20 protein-coding genes and 1 pseudogene are annotated in these 20,675 nt (G+C 43.3%); 1 reads left to right on the top strand and 20 read right to left on the bottom strand.

The features are described 5' to 3' along the window. Positions 1-21: 21 nt before the first annotated feature. Positions 22-966 (top strand): 4-hydroxy-3-methylbut-2-enyl diphosphate reductase, encoded by a 945-nt coding sequence (locus ACVC9U_RS05820; RefSeq protein WP_044822588.1) that lies wholly within the window; start codon positions 22-24, stop codon positions 964-966. A 27-nt stretch (positions 967-993) separates the two neighbouring features. Here the strand turns inward: ACVC9U_RS05820 and ACVC9U_RS05815 are convergent, their stop codons facing one another. The 20 genes and pseudogenes from ACVC9U_RS05815 to glyQ form a co-directional block, all read right to left on the bottom strand. Beyond that, positions 994-2,115: a Nif3-like dinuclear metal center hexameric protein gene (locus ACVC9U_RS05815; RefSeq protein ID WP_003183574.1), complete on the bottom strand. Its 1,122-nt coding sequence runs from the start codon at positions 2,113-2,115 to the stop codon at positions 994-996. Further along, complete coding sequence (locus tag ACVC9U_RS05810) at positions 2,112-2,759, bottom strand: tRNA (adenine(22)-N(1))-methyltransferase (RefSeq protein WP_025804967.1); 648 nt, start codon at positions 2,757-2,759, stop codon at positions 2,112-2,114. Before ACVC9U_RS05810 ends, ACVC9U_RS05815 begins: the two co-directional genes overlap by 4 nt. Before the next feature lie 155 nt (positions 2,760-2,914). After that, a pseudogene (locus ACVC9U_RS05805) lies at positions 2,915-3,639 on the bottom strand (endonuclease V). 213 nt (positions 3,640-3,852) lie between these two features. Further along, a complete protein-coding gene (locus ACVC9U_RS05800; RefSeq protein ID WP_003183583.1) occupies positions 3,853-4,077 on the bottom strand; it encodes a hypothetical protein in 225 nt (74 codons plus the stop codon). Between the two features lie 222 nt (positions 4,078-4,299). Then, positions 4,300-4,959, bottom strand: coding sequence for a hypothetical protein (locus tag ACVC9U_RS05795; protein WP_223307053.1), 660 nt, complete (start codon positions 4,957-4,959; stop codon positions 4,300-4,302). Between the two features lie 268 nt (positions 4,960-5,227). Further along, positions 5,228-5,632, bottom strand: a complete 405-nt coding sequence (locus ACVC9U_RS05790; RefSeq protein WP_009327874.1) for a hypothetical protein — start codon at positions 5,630-5,632, stop codon at positions 5,228-5,230. 521 nt (positions 5,633-6,153) lie between these two features. Beyond that, positions 6,154-6,663, bottom strand: a complete 510-nt coding sequence (locus tag ACVC9U_RS05785; protein WP_009327873.1) for an Imm6 family immunity protein — start codon at positions 6,661-6,663, stop codon at positions 6,154-6,156. A gap of 232 nt (positions 6,664-6,895) precedes the next feature. Then, complete coding sequence (locus ACVC9U_RS05780; protein ID WP_003183595.1) at positions 6,896-7,231, bottom strand: hypothetical protein; 336 nt, start codon at positions 7,229-7,231, stop codon at positions 6,896-6,898. A gap of 318 nt (positions 7,232-7,549) precedes the next feature. After that, the gene (locus ACVC9U_RS05775) at positions 7,550-8,059 is read right to left on the bottom strand and encodes an Imm6 family immunity protein (RefSeq protein WP_003183600.1); all 510 of its coding nucleotides are present in this window, start codon (positions 8,057-8,059) and stop codon (positions 7,550-7,552) included. A gap of 16 nt (positions 8,060-8,075) precedes the next feature. Further along, positions 8,076-10,085 carry a ribonuclease YeeF family protein gene (locus ACVC9U_RS05770; RefSeq protein ID WP_441390255.1) on the bottom strand — a complete coding sequence of 670 codons (2,010 nt, stop codon included), beginning with the start codon at positions 10,083-10,085 and terminating at the stop codon, positions 8,076-8,078. Positions 10,086-10,110: 25 nt separating this feature from the next. Next, on the bottom strand, positions 10,111-10,374 hold the full coding sequence (locus ACVC9U_RS05765) for a YwqI/YxiC family protein (RefSeq protein ID WP_075752276.1): 264 nt from the start codon (positions 10,372-10,374) through the stop codon (positions 10,111-10,113). Beyond that, positions 10,374-10,808 (bottom strand): YwqH-like family protein, encoded by a 435-nt coding sequence (locus tag ACVC9U_RS05760; protein WP_075752274.1) that lies wholly within the window; start codon positions 10,806-10,808, stop codon positions 10,374-10,376. Before ACVC9U_RS05760 ends, ACVC9U_RS05765 begins: the two co-directional genes overlap by 1 nt. A gap of 358 nt (positions 10,809-11,166) precedes the next feature. Beyond that, a complete protein-coding gene (gene cccA, locus ACVC9U_RS05755; RefSeq protein ID WP_020452233.1) occupies positions 11,167-11,526 on the bottom strand; it encodes a cytochrome c550 in 360 nt (119 codons plus the stop codon). Between the two features lie 354 nt (positions 11,527-11,880). Continuing rightward, entirely contained in the window at positions 11,881-13,002 is a 1,122-nt protein-coding gene (gene rpoD, locus ACVC9U_RS05750; protein ID WP_043928723.1) for an RNA polymerase sigma factor RpoD, read from the bottom strand. Between the two features lie 207 nt (positions 13,003-13,209). Continuing rightward, positions 13,210-15,033, bottom strand: coding sequence for a DNA primase (gene dnaG / locus ACVC9U_RS05745; RefSeq protein ID WP_020452235.1), 1,824 nt, complete (start codon positions 15,031-15,033; stop codon positions 13,210-13,212). Between the two features lie 32 nt (positions 15,034-15,065). Next, entirely contained in the window at positions 15,066-15,557 is a 492-nt protein-coding gene (locus ACVC9U_RS05740) for a YaiI/YqxD family protein (protein ID WP_441390251.1), read from the bottom strand. 264 nt (positions 15,558-15,821) lie between these two features. Next, complete coding sequence (locus ACVC9U_RS05735) at positions 15,822-16,634, bottom strand: pyruvate, water dikinase regulatory protein (RefSeq protein WP_020452237.1); 813 nt, start codon at positions 16,632-16,634, stop codon at positions 15,822-15,824. 25 nt (positions 16,635-16,659) lie between these two features. Then, a complete protein-coding gene (gene ccpN / locus ACVC9U_RS05730; RefSeq protein WP_025804968.1) occupies positions 16,660-17,298 on the bottom strand; it encodes a transcriptional regulator CcpN in 639 nt (212 codons plus the stop codon). 197 nt (positions 17,299-17,495) lie between these two features. After that, a complete protein-coding gene (gene glyS, locus ACVC9U_RS05725) occupies positions 17,496-19,535 on the bottom strand; it encodes a glycine--tRNA ligase subunit beta (RefSeq protein WP_009327872.1) in 2,040 nt (679 codons plus the stop codon). Beyond that, entirely contained in the window at positions 19,528-20,415 is an 888-nt protein-coding gene (glyQ, locus tag ACVC9U_RS05720) for a glycine--tRNA ligase subunit alpha (RefSeq protein ID WP_441390249.1), read from the bottom strand. Before glyQ ends, glyS begins: the two co-directional genes overlap by 8 nt. Positions 20,416-20,675: the final 260 nt, after the last annotated feature.

Below are 20,675 nucleotides of genomic sequence, written 5' to 3'. Positions count from 1 at the left end.
TTCTTTATAGGAGGACTAAGAATGAACGTAATTAAAATATCGCCGCGCGGCTATTGCTACGGTGTCGTCGACGCCATGGTCATCGCAAAAAACGCGGCTCTCGATAAAAGTCTGCCGAGACCTATTTATATTTTAGGAATGATCGTTCACAATAAACATGTCACAGACGCATTTGAAAAAGAGGGCATTTATACGCTTGACGGCCCGAATAGGCTCGAGATTTTGAATCAGGTCGACAAAGGAACGGTGATCTTCACCGCTCACGGCGTTTCGCCCGAAGTCCGCAAAATAGCTGAGGATAAAGGTCTTGTCGCGATTGACGCCACCTGCCCTGATGTGACAAAAACACACGATTTAATCCGGAAAATGAAAGCCGAAGGCTATCACGTCATCTACATCGGAAAAAAAGGACACCCGGAGCCTGAAGGAGCGGTCGGCGTCGCCCCGGATATCGTTCATCTTGTTGAAACCGAAGAAGATGTGGAAAGGCTGGACATTGAAGCGGAGAAACTGATTGTCACGAACCAAACGACGATGTCCCAATGGGATGTCCACGATATTATGGAAAAGGTAAAAGAAAAATATCCGGATGTTGAATTCCACCAGGAGATTTGCCTGGCCACCCAAGTGCGTCAGGAAGCGGTGTCCAAACAAGCGAAAAAAGCCGATTTGACGATCGTTGTCGGCGATCCGAAAAGCAATAACTCAAACCGCCTCGCCCAGGTCTCCGAAGAAATCGCGGGCACGAAAGCATACCGGATCGGTGATTTAAGCGAATTAAAGCTGGAATGGCTTGACGGCGTAGAAACCGTCGCTGTAACGGCCGGCGCATCGACACCGACCCCGATTACAAAGGAAGTCATCCGCTTTTTAGAGCAATTCGATCATGAAGATCCGTCCACATGGAAGATCAGTCACGAAGTACCGCTGCATAAAATCTTGCCTAAAGTAAAAGCAAAAACCTGAAGCGCTAATAGCTTCAGGTTTTGTTTTTTATACAAACGTAAACGGATTCGTATTCGTATCCGATGGAAAGACCGAGACATCAAATTTTTTCTCCCGGCACATCGCTGTCAGCTTTTTTGCAACCCCGTTTTTCATGATTTGTTCAGCATAATGGCCGGGGTCAACTACATTCAGCCCGATCATCATGGCGTCGTGCGCCGTATGGAAATACAGGTCTCCCGTGACATATACATCAGCGCCCATACGTTTTGCATGATGGATGTATTTGTTGCCGTCACCGCCTAATACGGCGACCTTCTTCACTTTCGCATCAGACTTGCCCACCATCCGCGCTCCGTTCGCCTCCAACTTTTCCTTCACATATCGGGCAAACGCTTCGAGTGTCATCTCTTCATTCAATTCACCGATGCGGCCCAGCCCTTTTTGAAGCGGATTCTGCTCGACCGGATAAATATCAAAGGCCACTTCTTCATACGGATGGGCCTCACTCATCGCTTTGATCACGGATTTTTCAATACCCGCCGGATAAACGGTCTCGATTCTTACCTCTTCGACCCGTTCAAGCTCGCCCCGCTTGCCGATAAACGGATCAGCTTCAGATAGCGGCTTGAAGCTGCCGACTCCTTCTGCAGAAAACGCACAGTGGCTGTAGGCGCCGATATGGCCGGCTCCAGCGTCTCCAAGAGCTGTGCGTACCTGTTCTTCATAATCTTTCGGGACATAGACGGCAAGTTTTTTCAGCGGCTCTTCATAGGTTGGAACCAGAACTTTTGTGTTCTTTAATTCCAGCGCTTCCGCTAGCATGTCGTTGACACCGCCGTCAGCGACATCGAGATTCGTATGAGCCGCATAAACCGCGATATCATGCTTGATGCACTTTTCGATCAGCCTTCCGCCGGGCTGATCTGTGATGACATGTTTCAGCGGCCTGAAAACAGGGGGATGGTGCGCAATAATTAAATCAACGTTCTTTGCGATCGCTTCATCAACCGTTTCTTCGAGAACATCAAGCGTGACCATGACATTGGCCACCGTTTTGTTCAGCGTGCCGATTTGCAGGCCGATTTTATCTCCTTCAACGGCTAAAGACTTAGGCGAGAACTGTTCAAACAATTGAATGATTTCATGCCCGTTTATCGTTTTTGTCATCTTCTAAGTACCTCCTTTAAGATCTCTATCCGTTCTGACAGCTCAAGCAATTTTTGTCGATTTTCTTCACTCGGAGGAGCCGCTTCAATTTGTCGATAGATGTTTTCCGTATGTTTCAGCTCCTGCGACCATTTTTTGATAAAAACATCATTTTGTTCTTTGACCAAAAATGGGCCGACAAGCATGCCTGCCGCAAAGGAAACCCCATCGTAAGCCGCATCCCGATCGCCCGCTTCAGCCACGAGAACCTCATAGTACTTGCCGTCTTCTTCAAGGATCTCTTCATTGATCAGTGCATAGCCTTCCTGGTAGAGCCACTCTCTAATATGGTGAGCGTGGATATTCGGCTGTAAAACCAAACGCTCCTTACCTGAGAGCTTATCCTTGCCCGTTTTTAGAATGTGAGCAATGAGCGAGCCACCCATTCCGGCAATCGTGATCACATCGGCTTCGCCCTTTTCAATCACTTCAAGCCCGTCTCCTTTCCTGACGGATATGAGCGAACTTAACTGCAGTTTCTCAACCTGCTGTTTCGCAGAAAGAAACGGACCATCTGTGATTTCTCCGGCGATCGCGGCGCTTGCCAGGCGATTCAGCACACAATAGCAAGGCAAATACGCATGATCAGACCCGATATCAGCCACAACAGCCCCTTTTGTTATGTATTCCGCCACAGTCTGCAGCCTTTTCGATAACTTCAATTCATTCACAATCATCACTACTTTTCTAGATTCATTTTACTTTTACTATCATATAAAAAATCGCTTTACTTTCCAAGCTGGAACAGCAAATCAACATTCTACTCGGTCAATTTTGGATTCTCTCTGTAATATCCACGTAAAGTATGGGTCTCAAGATCCGCGAGCCGAACCGGAATCGGCAGCCTGCTTTCTCGATTGATTAAGCTCATCGCGATGTCATAACTGCTGTCTAAATCAATCAAATGTCCGCATGATAGAAATATCGGTTTGACATCTTGCCTTGTCCGCACCGCACGTCCGTAGACTTCGCCATCAATCACAATATCTGTATAAGCGCCGAATTTATTATCAGGCATCACAAAATCAGTTTGTTTTATTTTCAAGTAAGTTTTCGCAATGCCGATCGTTGGGTTTTCGAGAAAAAACGCAGCATGTGTCGCAATCCAATATGGTTAATATGGAGATAGCCATTCCCGTCAAATAAAAAAACATCCGGTTCAATCGTCAGCTTTTTAGCTGCCTTAATAATAAGCGGCAGCTCCCTAAAAGCAAGAAACCCTGCGATATAAGGCACGGCGATTTTCCCTGCACAATGTACTTTTTCAATGACACGCTTCGTATGAAAATCCAGCACGATGATGCTGCAGACACCAAATGCTTCACCATCTTTCTCCCAATAAGCTAAATCAACCCCCGCACAGGTTTGCAGAGCGTCTTTACTGATGGGGTTTTCTAGATTGATATGTTTTTTTAGTTTTGTTTGTATCGTTAAGAAGTCATTTTCTTGGTTTAAATTAAAATCGTGTATATTGTTGATGTTCATCTTTAAAAACCAACTTTCTACATGCCTTTTTTTGAACGCCTTTATCTAGATCATATCTAAATTGTTCAGTTCATTACCGGGACATCACTCCGATGCCGGACAGCAAGATGTCTTATAGAATGATCATTGTAAAAAAAGAGCCCCTTAACAAGCAAAAATTCGGGAGCTCTGTTTGTCTTTTTGTAAATCGGGTGATGTTTTAATCATTCATTATTATTCTTTATTTCTCAGCTTCATCGTCATGCTGTTTACACCTTCAAAAAGGGCGTCCCGTATGATTTCAGTGTAATTCTGGTAACTGTCGCTTTTGGCTTTAATGATATCTAAAACTTGTTTAAATTGTCCATCTACGATAATCGTAATGCCTTCGACCTTTTCACCTGTCTGATCATTCTCAAATTCCTCATTCAACATGGTTACCGTATCATTACTATTCATTAGAAACTCTCCTATCTTTTTTAAAATAAACTTTTCCCTTTATGATTTATCCAATACTTTTAATTTGTAGGAACTAGACTTGTAAAGTCCTCATAAACTCCAATCCAATGATTTTGGTATATATTCTTCATAACATGCTGGTTCTAGGTACATGGAATACAACTTTTTCTGACTAAAATCGATTAATAATGAGGGGCTGAAGTCAAACAAAGCATCGGCTGGCTATTTATATTGATGTTCGGCTGCTTTTTGAAGGGCGGCTTCTATGTGGTCCACTAATTTTTCCGGTCTTCTCGTTTCCATGTCTTCTAACGGGTTTTCCCAGTCCAAATTCTTAATTAATAGCATATAAAAAGTGCCTGAAGGCTCAATATCCACGTACCAGCCGACATCTAAAATCAAGCGGCTTTCTTTATGCTCCAACTGTAGTAATGATGACGTAAAGTTAAACCAGTCATCACTGTCCTCCTCTAACTGATCTGGATCGATATCAATTAGTTTATTATAAGAGACGGTCCATCCTTGAGGAATTCTAAGACGTAAATAGTCAGGAGGCCCTTCAAAAATGAAAAAGTTCCCTCCAAATGCCGCCGCTTCTATTTTCCAAATGATCCGTTCCAGCTCTTTTACTAGCTGCCTGCGATCTTCAACATTGATTGTGTCAATCGTTTCTCTATGATTGTCATAAATATGAATAAGATATTCATCCTGGCCTTTAATGATTTTGACCGCAGCATGATATCTTTGTTTTTCTAATTCTAATAATTTGGTATTTGGTTCAACTTTTTCATGTGTGTCGGTTAAGTCATTATATTTAACGAACCAGCCGCACGGTATATTTATAGGTTCTAATGATTTTATGGAATTAGACAAATCGTTCACTCCTGATTTGTATATTCGTCTCTTGAGTTCAGGTCTTGTCCTCTTATTTGTTTTATTACCAAGTTTTATACAAATAATGTGTCAGTACTTTACTATTTGCATTAGATGACTGACGGAGATCATTTTATTTCACAGCCAGACCAAACTGCCGACACTAGAATACAAAGGACTGTGTCCACAAGCTCTCCTACTTGGAGCAAGCAATAATCATGATCGTCTTCTTGTCTTTTATGTATGACAAAATGAAATATGAATAATTCTATATAGATCAAAATCCATGGTCAAAGTCTATTTCATACAAATCTACCCATTCTATAAAAGTCGGCATTGATTTAGTGGTAGTAAACTCATTAATTATACGGTAAGCTAAACCACGATCTACATAGCTGCAAGACGGAATCTTCATTGGCTCCCCACCTACTAAATGTTCCACCGTTTCTATTTCAACATTTTTATTCATTGGAACGAGGTAGTCTGGATGTCTCATTATAAAGAACCCATATGGTTCATCATAAAAGAAAATTAACCATTCATCACAGCCCTCTACTTCAAAACATGAATCCCCGCTTCCTTGCTTCCAATAATCCTCGCCTTTTTCAAATACAATACTTCTTATAAAATCATCATTCGGGTTTTCAATTGGTTCTTCAACCGGTCCATTATACGTGATCATATTAATACCACCTTATTTGGTAGCCTCAATTATTATTGGCTTGTTACTCTTCCGTGTCTTTCATAAGCCCTGCATGAGATTCAGCATGAGTTAGTTGAGCATGTCCTAAGAGTTTTAGGTGTACTCTTTTTGAGCGGGACCCACTGTACTTCCCTTAAAAATATAGTGGCCTTTTGCGATTCTAATATGACAGTTGAATTTACATCAAAATGAGTTCTACTTTTAGTCGATGGTGTTTTGCCTAGTTGTTTGCTCTTTAGATATTTTATCAATATAATCGTCCAGCGTACAATTGTCCAATGAACGATAGCACTGATGCTTACGGTGATTTTATCTATTTCCAGCTTGAGCCCCGAGACAATTTCCGCCCCTTTCAAATCCGCGTTTTTCACTTCATGATCCAAAAAAGGGTCTTCCATATAAGAATCGTATCCCCTGTGCTTGGCAATCAAGTGGTTTATTCTTAACTTTAGGAGCGGTTATTAAACATATATTTAACTTGCGATTGAGTTCTTTCATAATTAAAATAACTTTATAAACGCTTCTCTATTTGTGGGGATCTCCTCTTTTGCACTCTGATAAACCTCAATGCCCTTTCTTATCTTTTCAACCTCTTTCGATGTGATAAAACCAGTTTCCACCGTACTATTTAAAAAGATGGTAATGCTATCTTTATTTATACCCTCTAACGCTTGTGGCAAATGTTTTACTTTTTCTTTTTTATAAGCTTCCCAAGAAGTATAAGCGACAGCATCAACTAGTAGCGACCACAGCCTGGCAATATTCGAGTCTTCTTCTTCCTCAGCAAATTCTGAAATTCCTGTAAAGTCTGCGTTATCAATTAGCTCGTATAAGTCATCACCAGTAACGGCATGAGATTCAACCCATAACCAACATTTGTCCAATGCTTCTCTTCCTTCCGGATGCCTTTCATCATCTTTGCTGATTACAGAAAATACTCTTTCGGCAACTGTTAAAACAAAGCCTACTTTAACTTTATTTTGCAAATTGTCCAAAAATATATTATTCATGATACCCTCCCTTATTCACGCAGACAATTGGAGTGCCGATGTGGTCGGCTGTTCTACGAAGACGCTTTTCTTTATGCTCAAACCTGTAGGAAGTGATAGGCTGAACTTCGTTGTAATTCATTTACCTTTATATACATTAACTCATTGTCAACACTAACCTGTATCAAATTTCTAAAAAACCTTGAAAAGCATACAGCTAATCAAGGCTTGAAATGATTATATTTATTTTTTCTTATTCATTGCTGTTAGATGGGACAAACACAATAAATTCCCCTTTAGGATATGTTCCCTTCCAACCGCAAGGCCATCCGCCTTCTTTATATAACTCAAAAACCTTTTCATAAAAATTATTTGTTTTTCCATTGACCAACCGATTTAAAGCACACATTGTGAGGTCTCCTTCAATCTCCTCATGAATATCTACATAATCAAACGGAAGAAAATGTTCAGAGTAATTTTCATAGTCACCGAAATACTCGTATAATTCATCTTGCTGAGTAGCTAAATCTAAATCGTATATCTTTTCTGCAATATTTTCAGTTTCTAATGACTTAACATGCTCCCACACTGTATCAACTTCTTTAAATCTTGTGACCAGGCAAAATTTTGGGCATCACTAAAATTATTAATGACTCGCAAATTAGGGACATTAAAGTTCTCATTGAAAAACATCTTGTTATTACGAATAAAGCTCATTACTTCTTCGACTAATTGAGTGTTCTTACCAAAATTCATTTAGATAACCACCTTTTCAATAACTCTTCGGTTGCTTCACCGCCTCTGTTCCAAATAGGGAGCTTTTTATTTTTTCCACTTTTCTAAAATTCTTGATATTCCCATCCATTAGATAAAATAAGAAAGCTGGAATATCCCAACTTTCTTATTTTTATTCTACACTATTAAGTAAAAAATCTTGAATGCTCTCCCTGGAAATTTTTTTCTCCCCCTCTTTTTTCAAAAACTTCAAAAAAGCTTTTTCTTTTTGACCTGGATTTTTAGATAATAAACTAAAGTGACTATGAAATTCCTCAAATAACTCGTAAGAATCAATAGATTCGATGGTTTCAGGTAAATACTCATCTTTCTGATATTTATATGCTTTGTAAATTGTATAAGATATTGCATCAGCAATACATATCCAAGCATCTAGATCATCTTCATTTGATTCAAGCTGCATTAAAGTTAAAATCCCTGTGTCATCTAAATTTTCCAGGTAAGTATAAAGATCGTCTGCTTCTATATTCTTGTGTTCAAGCCACTTCCAGCAGGCATCTAATGCTTCTTTTATAAAATTGAAATCATTTGATTGTTTTAATGTAGGAACTATTGCTTCACAAAGTCCTAAATAATATGCAGATTTTAAATCATCATTCAATTCTTCCCATTCTTGAAACATATACTACACTCCTCAATTAAATATATTCACCATTTTTAATAACTAAATTCAATCTTCCGTTTGGCTTGATTCCTTGAATAGTCTCAGAAGTTACTTCTATCGTCAAATTAGGAAACATCTCGCTAAATTGCTTAAATACTCCAGCTGGTACATTCGGATTATTTAGTCCTTGAATACAGGTTGGACAAACCCCTTTAGGATTAGATTGGTGAATTTTTAATGTTCCTGTTATTTCAGCAGGATTTTTTCCTAAAGCTTCTACTTTGCTTATAAAATCATTTAACACGCCTTCTTCAGCATGTCTTGTTGCACTTGCGATTTTTCCTGGAGATTTTATAGGTCTATCTGGCATTACTGAGTCTAAATCGGGAAGCCCGGCTTCTTTTCTAACTTTAGGGGATCCACCCTCAAATACTAAATTTTCCAAACCTTCCACATCTGTCTTTCCAACCGCAACAGTGTCAGTTTTAGGAACATTCCATTTTTGGCGCAGAACACCTAAATCAGCTTTTCCAACATCTATTTTACTACCAGTCCTGGCTCCCTTACTGACGTTCCCCCCACCACTCACCATCTTCACAATCCCAAGCTCTTTCACCGGCGTTTTCTCAACATTCACGCGGACAATTGGGGTGCCGATGTGGTGGCCTGTTGCGGAGGCCGGCTGTTCGACGTAGACGCGGACGTTTGTCGGAACTTGGAAGGATTTCACCTTTTCAAGGATGTTGTTTCCTTTTTGCACCAGCGCCGCTTTTGGCGATTTCGCGAGCGGAATATTTTTGCCAGGTGTTTTGGCCAATGTTTGAGCGCCGTGGTTTGCTGTTTTTGCGACAGCACCTGCACCGACGAGACTCAAGGCTGCTTCAATCAGGCCTTGTTTCCGTCTTTCTTCAGAAACTTTGTTTCCAAACATGTCCTTGCCCGTAACAGCTTCTGAGAACCCATTTGAAGCGACAAGGCCGTAGGCGCCCATTTCCGTCATTTTCAGGGCATTCAACGTTTTTGAGGCTTTGTAAGCGTCAAGTGCGTGTTCAGCGGCGATGAGTCCTTTTCCTGTTTTATAAATGGCTTTTCCGCCTTTGAAGGCGCGCCCCGCCCAGCCGACAATCGGAATAAATCCTGCTGCCGCCATTGCTCCGGCGGCGACACGCTGGCCGTCTGTCAGCTTTTCTCCTGTGACCGGGTCGACGCCTTCAGCGGCTCTCTTATAATCATAATACCCGCTGACTTCTCCGACAAATGTTCCGGCTGCATCAAGCGCTTTTAAATACCAAGGCTTGTTCGCTTCTTCTTCTTGTTTTTCCTGAAGCCTGCGCGCTTCTGCCTGTTCATTTTTGAATTGAATATAATTGGCGGCTTGATTTTCGACTTCTATCGTATTTTTATAGATCTCGCTTGAGTGGAATGATTTCAAGCTAAAATACATCGGCGAGGCGGTTTTTCCGTGGCTTGTAGCTTCCATCAGCCCGGAATATTTGCCGAGCACGGCGCTGTCGAGCGCTTGTAAGTTTGTGTATTCGGTCTTGAGCGATTCATCCAGCTGATTAACGGCGTCGATGGTGTTTTGCCGGGTTGTTTGTGCTTTAGACATTTTATCAATATAATCGTCGAGCGTCCAATTGTCCAAGTCAACGATATCGCTGATACTTGCGATGATTTTATCCATTTCCAGCTTGAGCCCCGAGACGATTTCCGTCGCTTTCAAATCCGCGTTTTTCAGTTCATGATCCAAAAAAGAGATTTCCACATAAGAATCGGACAGCTTTTTGTCCTTTATATCACCTGATACACCTTTAAAAAAAGCAATCTGCGCTTCAACAAGCTTTAACCAGCTGTCTACGATCTCTGCCTGTCCTTTGTAGAAGTCTTTAATGTTGTCGGCACCTTTCCCCTGAAAATCTTCACCTAAATCAGCGACCCCAAGAAACGCTTTTTTGAGCGTCTGCAGTTGATCCTCAAAGGTTTCGTATTGTTTCTTGCGGTTATTCGCTGCTTCAATTAAAGAATGCGCTTCAAATACTTTCATTGAATTGTCCTCTCTAACCTAAGGGCTATTTTCTGGCGATTGCTTTGTCCTGCTCTTTCAGCAAATCGACATTTTCCTTCGTATCCCTTATGTTTTTGTGTACGGCTTTTTTGTAATCAACCACCATCTGATGAATGTTCTGCTCGCGTTCGTTGCACTTTGTCACATATGTCAATTTATTTTTCCCCGCCGCTTTCGGAGGATTTGGCAGGCCCAGGGCATCGAGCGCCTCTCTTACGGCCTCCAGCTTTTTGATGACCGCTTCATGTTTCAGCTTGATTGTCGTCATTAAAACCAGCTCCAACTGTTTTTGATTGAGCGGAGTTTATCGCTCAACTGATCAACCGCTTTTTCTCCGAGAGAAAGCAAATGATCCGCCTCTTTAGCTGCCGCTCCCGCCAATTCAAGGCTGTGTTTTTCAATTTCCAGCGCGAAAATTTTTCTCTCCAGCTGTGAAATATAGCCTTCATACTTTCCGTTCACGATGTTGTACATTGATGTATGAGCTTCATCCCGTTCGTCATCAAAATCATTGGCGAAGTCCCCCGTCCAGTGGCTGTTCAGATGAGGGTGCAAGATTTGTCTGATCTCGACAATCCCGCTTTCGTGTTCTTTCTCAATCTCCTTTTTTGCTGTTTTGACACGTTCAATCCGGCTTTCTACATCAGCCAGCTTTTGGTTAATCGTGCTGTGGATATGATTCAATGTGCTCTCATGACTCATATGATTCACCTCAGGGAAATACTCAAATAGACGGATGGCACCAGTGCATCCGCTGCATTTTCTCCATTTATATAATAGTAAAATAGATGCAATCTTACTTAAATAGGGTGTAATGCTTATTTTTTCCCCCACAAAGGTGGAGTGCGCCCCAAAAAAAGTAACAAAGGCCTATTTCAGGCAGACGCATCACACTCATAAAGGCCGGGACCGAAAATCTAAATAGTCCAAATCACCCTTCAACATGACTCACCGCTAAGCAAAAGCCCCCGTTTAACGAAAACAAAAAAGGATTCGCACAAAAGCTCTTGTCTAAGCTTTCATTACGAATCCTTTTGGTGATTTAGCCAATCTGGAAAAGCTATTTAATCTCTGACACCCATTTTGCCATATCATCAAGCTTTTCCGCCGGAACAAGTCCGCCCGGCATTCCGTTACCGCCTTTTTCAATCTTTTCTTTAATCGCACCTGTATCCATCCGGTCCCCGACGCCCTTCAGTTTAGGACCTGATACACCTTCATAATTCTCGCCGTGGCAGGTTACACAGTTCGCTTTGTAAATTTCTTCAGGCGAGGCATCCGCTTTGTCTTCTTGAGCTGTTTTATTCCCTTCACCTGCAATTTCTTTTTCGTCATAAAGGCCTTTTATGGATAAGATAAAAACAAGTCCTATGCCCATAATGGCGATTAACAAAAATGGTATCAATGGATTGCGGTTCATTTTACATCCCCCTTTTTAATTTACCCCTGCCCCTTATGTAAACAATTCTAATTCTACTTTAATTTTACAAAAAGTAAACCAATTATGAAACAAAAGCTGATGAAGTTCACATTTTAGACAAAATAACGGATGATGAAGCGATTGTTCATTTTCCATTTAAAGACCAGTTTTTGAATACGGTTACAACAACAATTATAAAGGGCTTTTCCTTCGATCTCAAGGTTATAATGACTCAAAATGCACTTTTGGATATTTGCAAATTCGAAAGAAATTAAGTAAAATATAATCGGGTTACCAATAATAGCGCTTTCATTATGTCGTGAAAAAAGAACGGATCTCCTGACCCGTTCAAGTTTATTCGAGAAAATCTTTCAAGCGTTTGCTTCTGCTTGGATGTCTTAATTTACGAAGTGCTTTAGCTTCTATTTGACGAATTCGTTCTCTTGTTACCCCAAATACCTTACCAACTTCTTCTAATGTTCTTGTACGACCATCATCAAGGCCGAAGCGAAGGCGGAGCACATTTTCTTCACGGTCTGTCAATGTATCCAGTACATCTTCAAGCTGTTCTTTCAGCAATTCATATGCTGCATGATCTGACGGAGAAGTCGCTTCCTGATCCTCAATGAAGTCTCCCAGATGTGAATCGTCCTCTTCACCGATCGGAGTCTCGAGTGAAACCGGTTCCTGGGCGATCTTTAGGATTTCGCGGACTTTTTCAGGCGTCAGATCCATATCTTCCGCAATCTCTTCAGGCGTTGGTTCGCGGCCGAGATCCTGAAGGAGCTGCCTTTGAACACGAATCAGCTTGTTGATGGTTTCAACCATATGAACAGGAATCCTGATCGTTCTCGCCTGGTCGGCAATCGCTCTTGTAATCGCCTGTCTGATCCACCATGTCGCGTATGTGCTGAATTTGTATCCTTTGCGGTAGTCAAACTTTTCTACCGCCTTCATCAGGCCCATGTTTCCTTCCTGAATAAGGTCAAGGAAAAGCATTCCGCGGCCGACATACCGTTTTGCGATGCTGACGACAAGTCTCAAGTTGGCTTCAGCGAGACGGCGCTTCGACTCTTCGTCGCCTTCTTCAATTTTTTTCGCGTATTCGATTTCTTCTTTTGCAGACAAAAGGTTTACCCGTCCGATTTCTTTCAGATACATGCGGACAGGGTCGTTTATCTTAACGCCCGGAGGCACGCTTAAATCGTTAAGGTCAAATTCTTCTTCGGCCTTGGCCAGCTGTTGAATATTAGGATCCTCAGTTTCTTCGTTCTCGCTAATTAATTCAACGCCTTGTTCTCCTAAAAATTCATAATACTCATCCATTTGGTCTGATTCGATCTCGAAGCTGGACATGCGCTCTGCAATTTCTTCATATGTGAGCACTCCGCGCTTTTTCCCGGCTTCTGTTAATTGATCCCTCACCTGTTCAAATGTGAATTCAGTTTCGGTCTCGTGTGCTTGTTTATCAGCCATTCATGGATCCCTCCTTCCAAAACTTACAGACGAATTCTAAAAGCATCCCGCTTTTTTTGTTCCTATTTCACGGAGTAAAGCCTTCTCTCTTATCTAGGGCTTCACGGGAAAGCAAATCATAAATTGACAATATATGATTAGGACAAGCAGCTTTTGCTCCTCCGTTAGGATTCATTGCCAAAAGCTTTTCCTATTATATATAACGGTTTATTTCAGCGAACGGTTCAGCTTAACAATTTCCTGCGCCAAAGTTGCCGCTTTGATGAAGTCTTTTTGCCTCTCGGCTTCCGCCCTTGCAGCTTCTTTTTCTTTTATCATTGACCAATTTCGATAATTCAACACTTTTTTTACATAATCAGATAATTCCGCTTCACTTAATTCTTCGTTCACCTGAAGCATTAAGATATCTGTCAGAAGCTGACCGAGTTCCTGATCCTCAACTCTTTTAAAAAGCTCCTGGATGGAAATGTCCGCTCCTTCTTCATACATGGCGTACAAATAAGCGGCAATCGCGCGGTGCTGATCAAGGTTGAATTCAAAGCCCACCCGGTCTAAAACCTTTCGAATGACGTCCCGGTCATGAATCATGTGAGCCAGGAGCATCCGCTCCGCGTTCTCATGAGCCGGCCGAAGACCCGTCTTTCTCCGCGGCGCGCGCGAAACGGCCGCCTGCCGCTCTTTTGAGTCCTGACGGCTGCTTTCCCTGCTGCGGCTTACAGCCTGCTTTTCAAATACGGAAAGCTGATCCTTCAAGGATTCAAATGAGATTGAAAATTCATTTGCCAGCTGTTTGATGTATATTTCCTGTTCCAAAGGCCCGCTGAGAAGGCTGACTTCCTTCAGTACATCGTTGATATAGGCTAAACGGTCTCCTTCATCAGACAGGTTTCTGCCCTTGCGGAAATAGTTCATTTTAAACGTCATCATCGTAACGCTGGCCCCTATTACATCATTCTTAAATTTCTCGCTGCCGAATTTTTTGATGTAGTCATCGGGATCCAGCCCGTCAGGTATCATGGCCACCTTGACGTCGCAGCCTTTTTTCTGAAGAATCTCCGCCGCTTTCAGCGTGGCTTCATAACCGGCATGATCCGAGTCATAGCACAGTATGACCTCTCCGACATTTCGCCTGATGATTTTCGCATGTTCTTCTGTCAGCGATGTGCCCATCGTGGCGATCGATTCTTTCACACCGGAACTGACGGCTGAAATGACGTCGGCAAATCCTTCAAAAAGGACGGCCCTCTCTTCTTTTCGAATGTGAAGGCGGGCCTGATGGAAATGATAGAGAAGCTTGCTTTTTCGAAAAAGCGGCGTTTCCGGGCTGTTCATGTATTTTGGCTGCTCCCCGGTGAACGTCCGTCCGGAAAAAGCGACCGTTGCGCCGTGATGATCATGAATCGGAAACATAATCCTGTTTCTGAAACGGTCAAAATAGCCGTCACCGTTCTCGCGTCTGATGATGAGTCCGGCTCTTTCCATCAGCGCAAGATCAAAACCTCTCCGTTCCAAAAACTTTGTGATGAAATCCCATGAATCAAGGGCGCATCCGATTTCAAACTGCTCGATCTGCTCCATCTCAAAGCCTCTTCCGAGCAAATAATCGAGCGCTTCCTGGCCTTCCTTTGTATTGACCAGCAAATGATGATAAAATTTCTTTAACAGATCATGAGCTTCCGCCATTTTCTGTTCATCCGAACTGCCTGTGCTGTATGCTGATACAGCTGCAACCTGCTCCGGCAGATCTATTTGATATTTGTCCGCCAGGTGAGAGACGGCCTCCGTAAATGAATAGCCTTCCATTTGTCTTAAAAATGAAAAAACATTCCCTCCCGCTCCGCAGCCAAAACAATGAAAAATCTGTTTTTCTCCGGAAACGGAAAAAGATGGCGTATTCTCACCATGAAAAGGACAAAGCCCAAAATAATTACGCCCCTGTTTTCTCAACTGGACGTACTCTCCGATAACTTCTACGATATCAGCTGATTTTTGTACCTGTTCTACAATTTCGTCTGGTATACGATTGCCCATGTTCCAACACTCCGTCGTACATAATTCGCTGCTTAGTACGTAAATCCTTCAATTTTCGACGAGATTTTTTGCAGCTCTTTGACAAATCGCTCTCGGTCTTCCTTGACCAGTTTTTTCGGGCCTTTCGTGTAACGTCCGCTTCTTCTCAATTTTTGTGCGACGTGACGGCGGAAAAGAGCATGATCGATGGTGTCCTCTTCGAAAAGAAAGCCTCTCTCCGTCATCACATAGACCTTTTTGCCAAGCAAAAGCGATGCCAGCCCGATATCTTGTGTCACGACGACATCACCTGGTCGAACATGGTTGGCAATGTACAGATCGGCTGCTTCTTTGTGCGGATCGACATATGTCCAATTCTCTTCTTCTTTCCTTGTGACTTGAAAATGCTCGAATGAAGCCACGAATACCACCTTAACGTCGAAATCCGCCGCTGTTTTAAGCACTTCATCTTTTACCGGGCATGCGTCTGCATCGACAAAAATCGTCCTTTCTTTTTCAAGAAGACTAATTCTCCATCCCTCCATCAATCTCCTGCTATAAATACAGGCAAAATCACACAGGTTTCAAAAATAATCGATCTATAAGAATTTGTCGAAAGTTTTTTTGGGGAAATTCTTGACACGATACCCATAATAGTTTATTCGTTCTGTACTAAGCTTAAACCTAAAAGTTAATTATTTTATCACAATTTTTTATTATAATACAAATGGGTTAAAGATGCTATCATTTTCACTTTTCCCAAAACCATCAAAGCAAAAACCCAGGATGGGGTGTCCTGAGTTTTATTCTTAGACCCTTTTTGTCATCATGTTGTGAATAATGTTGGCCGTTTCCTCTACCGCTTTATTTGATACGTCTACGACATTGCAGCCGATGCGGCCGACGATCTTTTCAAAGAACTCCAGCTCTTCTTTGATGCGGTTGATATTAGCGTAAATCGCTTTGTCGTTGAGGCCGAGCGATTTCAGGCGCTCCTTGCGAATATGGTTCAGCTTATCCGGGCTGATTTTTAACCCGATGCATTTAGCCGGATCAACGGTAAAGAGCTCTTCAGGAGGATCCACCTCGGGAACGATCGGAACGTTTGCCACTTTTAACCGTTTGTGCGCCAAGTATTGGGATAACGGAGTTTTGGACGTTCTCGACACGCCGATCAGCACGATATCCGCTTTTAAGATGCCCCTTGGGTCTCTGCCATCGTCATATTTTACGGCAAATTCGATGGCCTCTACCTTCTTAAAATAATCTTCGTCCAGCTGCCGGACTCTGCCCGGCTCATATTTCGCGCTGAAGCCGTAGGCCGTCTCCATTTTCTCAATCAGCGGGCCGATGATATCGTAATACACGACATTCGCCTTTTCCGCTTCGGCGATTAAAAAATCACGAATCTCCGGGACAACAAGCGTAAAACAGATGATGCCGCCGTCCGCTTCTGCCAGCGAGATCACTTCTTTTATTGTTCCGCGGTCTTCAACATAAGGAATCCGCCTGATGTTTGTCTGCTCGGATGAACCGTTAAACTGGCTGATAGCCGCCTTGACTACGAGCTCAGCGGTCTCGCCGACAGAGTCTGATACAACATAAATCGTCCGATTACTCATGATATCCCTCCATTTGAAGTTCACTCTACATGATTTCATTTTCAGATAAGCCGACTAAAATTTTTGTCATGTTCGTTTTCGTAATTCTTCCCACAACTTCATAGCCTTTTTCTGTATCTTTTACAACAGGCAGTGCGTCAATTTGTTTTTCGATAAGCATCTTGGCAATGTCCAAAATGAAATCGTCGCGCCTGCAAAGCGTAATGTTCGGCATTCTCGTCATAATGATATGGACGGGTATTGAAGGGAGCTCCTGTTTGCCGATGCTGGCTCTGAGCAAGTCTTTTCGTGAAAGTACACCGACTAAGATGGCATTATCATCAACGACAAAAAGCGTTCCTACGTCCTCTAAAAACATCGTGCAAATCGCATCATAAACGGAGACATTTTCATGAATGACCACCGGAATGGACTGGAAGTCTTTCACCTGCAGCTTTTTCAGCTTATCAGCCAAGAGCTGCGTACCCGTCTTTCCCGTGTAGAAATAACCGACCCGCGGCCTTGCTTCCAAAAATCCCGACATCGTCAATATTGCCAAATCCGGACGAAGGGTAGCCCTCGTCAGATTCAGCTTTTCCGCGATATGTTCTCCGGTAATCGGCCCGTTCTCTTTGACAATCTGCAAAATATGCTCCTGACGTTTATTTAGTTCGATCGTACTCACCACCTTTAAGCCGAAGCTCACAATTCGTTCGTTATGTATAAAAGTCGATAACATATTATAACGCATATGAAGACTAAAATAACAGCAATTACAATTGAATTCTATGAAAAAGACAGGCGGTATTTGACAAGGATGTGAAAAATCGATTTGAGCAAAAAGACGATTGCCAGCCTGTCAGCAACCGTCTTCTGCGGTGTTTATTTTACAATGATGGCATTGATGTTTGCAAAAGATCGGATCAGCTCCGCCAAGCTTGCCATTTGCGCCAGGCGGTTCGCTTTTAATCTTTCATCTTCGGCATGTACCATCGTATGATCAAAATACGCTTCAATCGGCTCTTTCAGCTTGGACAGCTCACTGAAGGCGCCCTCATAATCTTTTGCTTGGTAAAGGGTCTCTATTTGCTGCCTGCACGCCTCATAAGCTTTGAAAAGCTCCTCTTCTTGAGGGTTTTCAAACAGTGAAGCGTCAATGGCGCTCGTTTCGCTCTTTTTGCTGATCGAAATAACCCTTGCCAGCGCTTCAGCCGTTTCTTTAAATTCCGGTTTGGCTGCAGCCGATTCAAGGACGGCGGCTTTTTTGACAGCCGAATACGGCTCAAGGTTCGTGCTTTCGAGCACGGCATCCACGACGTCGTATCGGATGTTTTCCGCTGTTAATACATATTTGAGGCGCTGTTTAAAGAATTCGAGCAGTTCGCTGTTTGCTTCCTGTCCGGCAAACGCAGCCAGTTCTTTGAATGAAATGCCCCAGTTCCGGTCAAGCAGGATTTGGACGATGCCGCTCGCCTGTCTTCTCAGTCCATACGGATCCTGAGATCCTGTCGGAATGACGCCGATTTTGAAGAATGAAGCGACCGTATCGAGTTTGTCCGCCAATGCGACGACGGCGCCGGCGATTGATGAAGGCGTTTGTCCTCCGGCTTGTCTCGGCATATAGTGCTCATTGACTGCGAGCGCAACTTCTTCTTTCTCACCGAGCATCCGCGCATATTTTTCACCCATGATGCCCTGCAGCTCAGGAAATTCGTAAACCATGTGTGTCACAAGGTCGAATTTTGAAATGTGCGCAGCGCGCTTGATCAGCTGCACCGTCTCTTGATCGGCACCGATGACTTCAGCGATCCGTTCAGCAAGCGCCTCAGTGCGTCTCACTTTATCTCCGAGCGACCCCAGTTCTTCATGGAAAACGATCTTTTCGAGCTTTCTCACATTCTCGTCAATGTTTAATTTTTGATCTTCTTTATAGAAGAAGGAAGCGTCTGAAAGCCTTGCTCTCAGCACTTTTTCATTCCCTCTCGCCACGTTTTCAAGGGCGCGGCTGTCTCCGTTGCGGACGGTCACAAAGTAAGGAAGCAAGCTGCCGTTTTCATCTTTGACAGGGAAATAACGCTGATGCTCTTTCATTGTTGTCACGAGCACCTCTTCAGGAATTGCGAGAAATTCCTCTTCGTAAGAACCGAACAGTACCGTTGGATATTCAACCAGATGGTTGACCTCATCCAGCAGATCCTCGTCTCTCGGAATGTCCCAGGACTTCTCAGCAGCCAGTTCGTCAAGCTGCTTAACGATCAGCTGCTTCCGTTTGGCCGGATCGGCAATCACAAACTGGCTTTCCAGTGTCGCTTCGTATTCAGAAGGTGCGCTCAAGTCGGCTGCTTTTCCGAGGAAGCGGTGTCCCTGCGTTGTGCGTCCGGTTTCGACATGAGCGACTGAAAACGGAACGACTTCACTTCCGAACAGCGCGACGATCCATTTAATCGGCCTGATATATTTTAAATCTTCGCTGCCCCAGCGCATGTTTTTCGGAAAGTGGAGGCTTGTCACCAAATCGCGGAGCTCAGGAAGCAATGAAAACGTATCCTGGCCTTTTTGGAATTTTTGCACAAATACATATTCCGTTCCTTTGATGTCTTTAAAATACAAATCTTCCGGACTTGCTCCTTGCCCCCGTGAAAAGCCGATGGCCGCCTTTGTCCATTCGCCGTTTTCGTCAAGGGCGATTTTCTTTGCCGGTCCTTTCGCTTCTTCTTTCACATCATCCTGCTTCTCCGCCACGTTCTCGACAAGAACGGCCAGTCTTCTAGGGGAGTTATACAGCTTGACGGAACCGAAGGCAATATTTTTTTCCTTGAGCCAGCTTTCCAGCTTCTCACCCAGCTGAGTCATGCTGTCATGCATGAAGCGAGCCGGCATTTCTTCTAATCCGATTTCTAAAAGCAAATCTTGATTACTCATGTGAAGCCTCTTCCTCCTTCAGCATTGGGAAACCCAACTTTTCGCGTTCATCATAATACGTTTTCGCCACTTTTCTGGCCAGATTTCTCACCCTTGCAATATATCCTGTACGCTCCGTGACGGAAATCGCTCCTTTTGCGTCAAGCAAGTTGAACGTATGCGAGCATTTCAGTACATAATCATAAGCAGGATGGACAAGGCCCTGATCCATCTGGCGGTTCGCTTCTTTCTCGTACGTGGCAAACAATTCGAACAGCATGTCGACGTCAGATGTCTCGAACGTATAGACGGAATGCTCGTATTCAGCCATCTTGAACAGGTCTTTTATCGTATAGCCTTTCGTCCATTCGAGGTCAAAGACGTTTTCTTTGTCTTGAATATAAGAAGCAAGGCGTTCAATACCGTATGTGATTTCCACAGAAACCGGTTTGCACTCAAGCCCGCCGACCTGCTGAAAATAGGTAAACTGGGTGATTTCCATGCCGTCAAGCCACACTTCCCAGCCAAGCCCGGCACAGCCGAGCGACGGATTTTCCCAGTTATCCTCGACAAAACGGATATCATGCTCCAGAGGGTCGATTCCAAGGGCTTTTAATGACTCTAAATAAAGCTCTTGAATATTGTCGGGAGACGGCTTAATGATCACCTGGAATTGATGGTGCTGATAAAGCCTGTTCGGATTGTCCCCGTATCTTCCGTCCGCAGGGCGTCTTGACGGCTCCACATAAGCGACTTTCCAAGGTTCAGGTCCAAGGCTCCGCAAAAATGTATATGGACTCATCGTTCCTGCACCCTTCTCTACATCATACGACTGTAAAAGTACGCATCCTTCATTGGACCAGTGCTTTTGCAGGGTCAGAATCATTTCTTGAATATTCAAATGAAGCACCTCCACAAAACGTGTTTTCAAGTTTAATTTTTGGCATAGGGCTGGTTTGAGCAGAAAAAAACTCCCGTCCCTATGCTTGTTTGCCCACAAACATAGGGACGAGAGTTCTCCCGCGGTTCCACCCTAATTGCTGAGAGGAAATGTCTCAGCCTCTTTTTTAAAAGTTGCTCAAGGAATGCCTTTCATTACGCTCTCATCCCCGGCTTTCACCGCCCCGGAGTCGCTTCAATGAGGCCATGCGCAATTACTTC

It is taken from the genome of Bacillus sp. GM2 (assembly GCF_056155945.1).
This window is presented reverse-complemented; position numbering and strand designations above follow the sequence as displayed.

Bases quoted from the DNA above. Each gene is read 5' to 3' on its own strand.
- ACVC9U_RS05740 (WP_441390251.1), bottom strand. From the start codon at position 15,557: ATGGAGGGATGGAGAATTAGTCTTCTTGAAAAAGAAAGGACGATTTTT.
- ACVC9U_RS05765 (WP_075752276.1), bottom strand. From the start codon at position 10,374: ATGACGACAATCAAGCTGAAACATGAAGCGGTCATCAAAAAGCTGGAG.
- ACVC9U_RS05800 (WP_003183583.1), bottom strand. From the start codon at position 4,077: ATGAATAGTAATGATACGGTAACCATGTTGAATGAGGAATTTGAGAAT.
- ACVC9U_RS05790 (WP_009327874.1), bottom strand. From the start codon at position 5,632: ATGATCACGTATAATGGACCGGTTGAAGAACCAATTGAAAACCCGAAT.
- glyS (WP_009327872.1), bottom strand. From the start codon at position 19,535: ATGAGTAATCAAGATTTGCTTTTAGAAATCGGATTAGAAGAAATGCCG.
- cccA (WP_020452233.1), bottom strand. From the start codon at position 11,526: ATGAACCGCAATCCATTGATACCATTTTTGTTAATCGCCATTATGGGC.
- ACVC9U_RS05735 (WP_020452237.1), bottom strand. From the start codon at position 16,634: ATGAGTAATCGGACGATTTATGTTGTATCAGACTCTGTCGGCGAGACC.
- ACVC9U_RS05820 (WP_044822588.1), top strand. From the start codon at position 22: ATGAACGTAATTAAAATATCGCCGCGCGGCTATTGCTACGGTGTCGTC.
- dnaG (WP_020452235.1), bottom strand. From the start codon at position 15,033: ATGGGCAATCGTATACCAGACGAAATTGTAGAACAGGTACAAAAATCA.
- ACVC9U_RS05760 (WP_075752274.1), bottom strand. From the start codon at position 10,808: ATGAGTCATGAGAGCACATTGAATCATATCCACAGCACGATTAACCAA.
- rpoD (WP_043928723.1), bottom strand. From the start codon at position 13,002: ATGGCTGATAAACAAGCACACGAGACCGAAACTGAATTCACATTTGAA.
- ACVC9U_RS05775 (WP_003183600.1), bottom strand. From the start codon at position 8,059: ATGTTTCAAGAATGGGAAGAATTGAATGATGATTTAAAATCTGCATAT.
- ACVC9U_RS05785 (WP_009327873.1), bottom strand. From the start codon at position 6,663: ATGAATAATATATTTTTGGACAATTTGCAAAATAAAGTTAAAGTAGGC.
- ACVC9U_RS05770 (WP_441390255.1), bottom strand. From the start codon at position 10,085: ATGAAAGTATTTGAAGCGCATTCTTTAATTGAAGCAGCGAATAACCGC.
- ACVC9U_RS05815 (WP_003183574.1), bottom strand. From the start codon at position 2,115: ATGACAAAAACGATAAACGGGCATGAAATCATTCAATTGTTTGAACAG.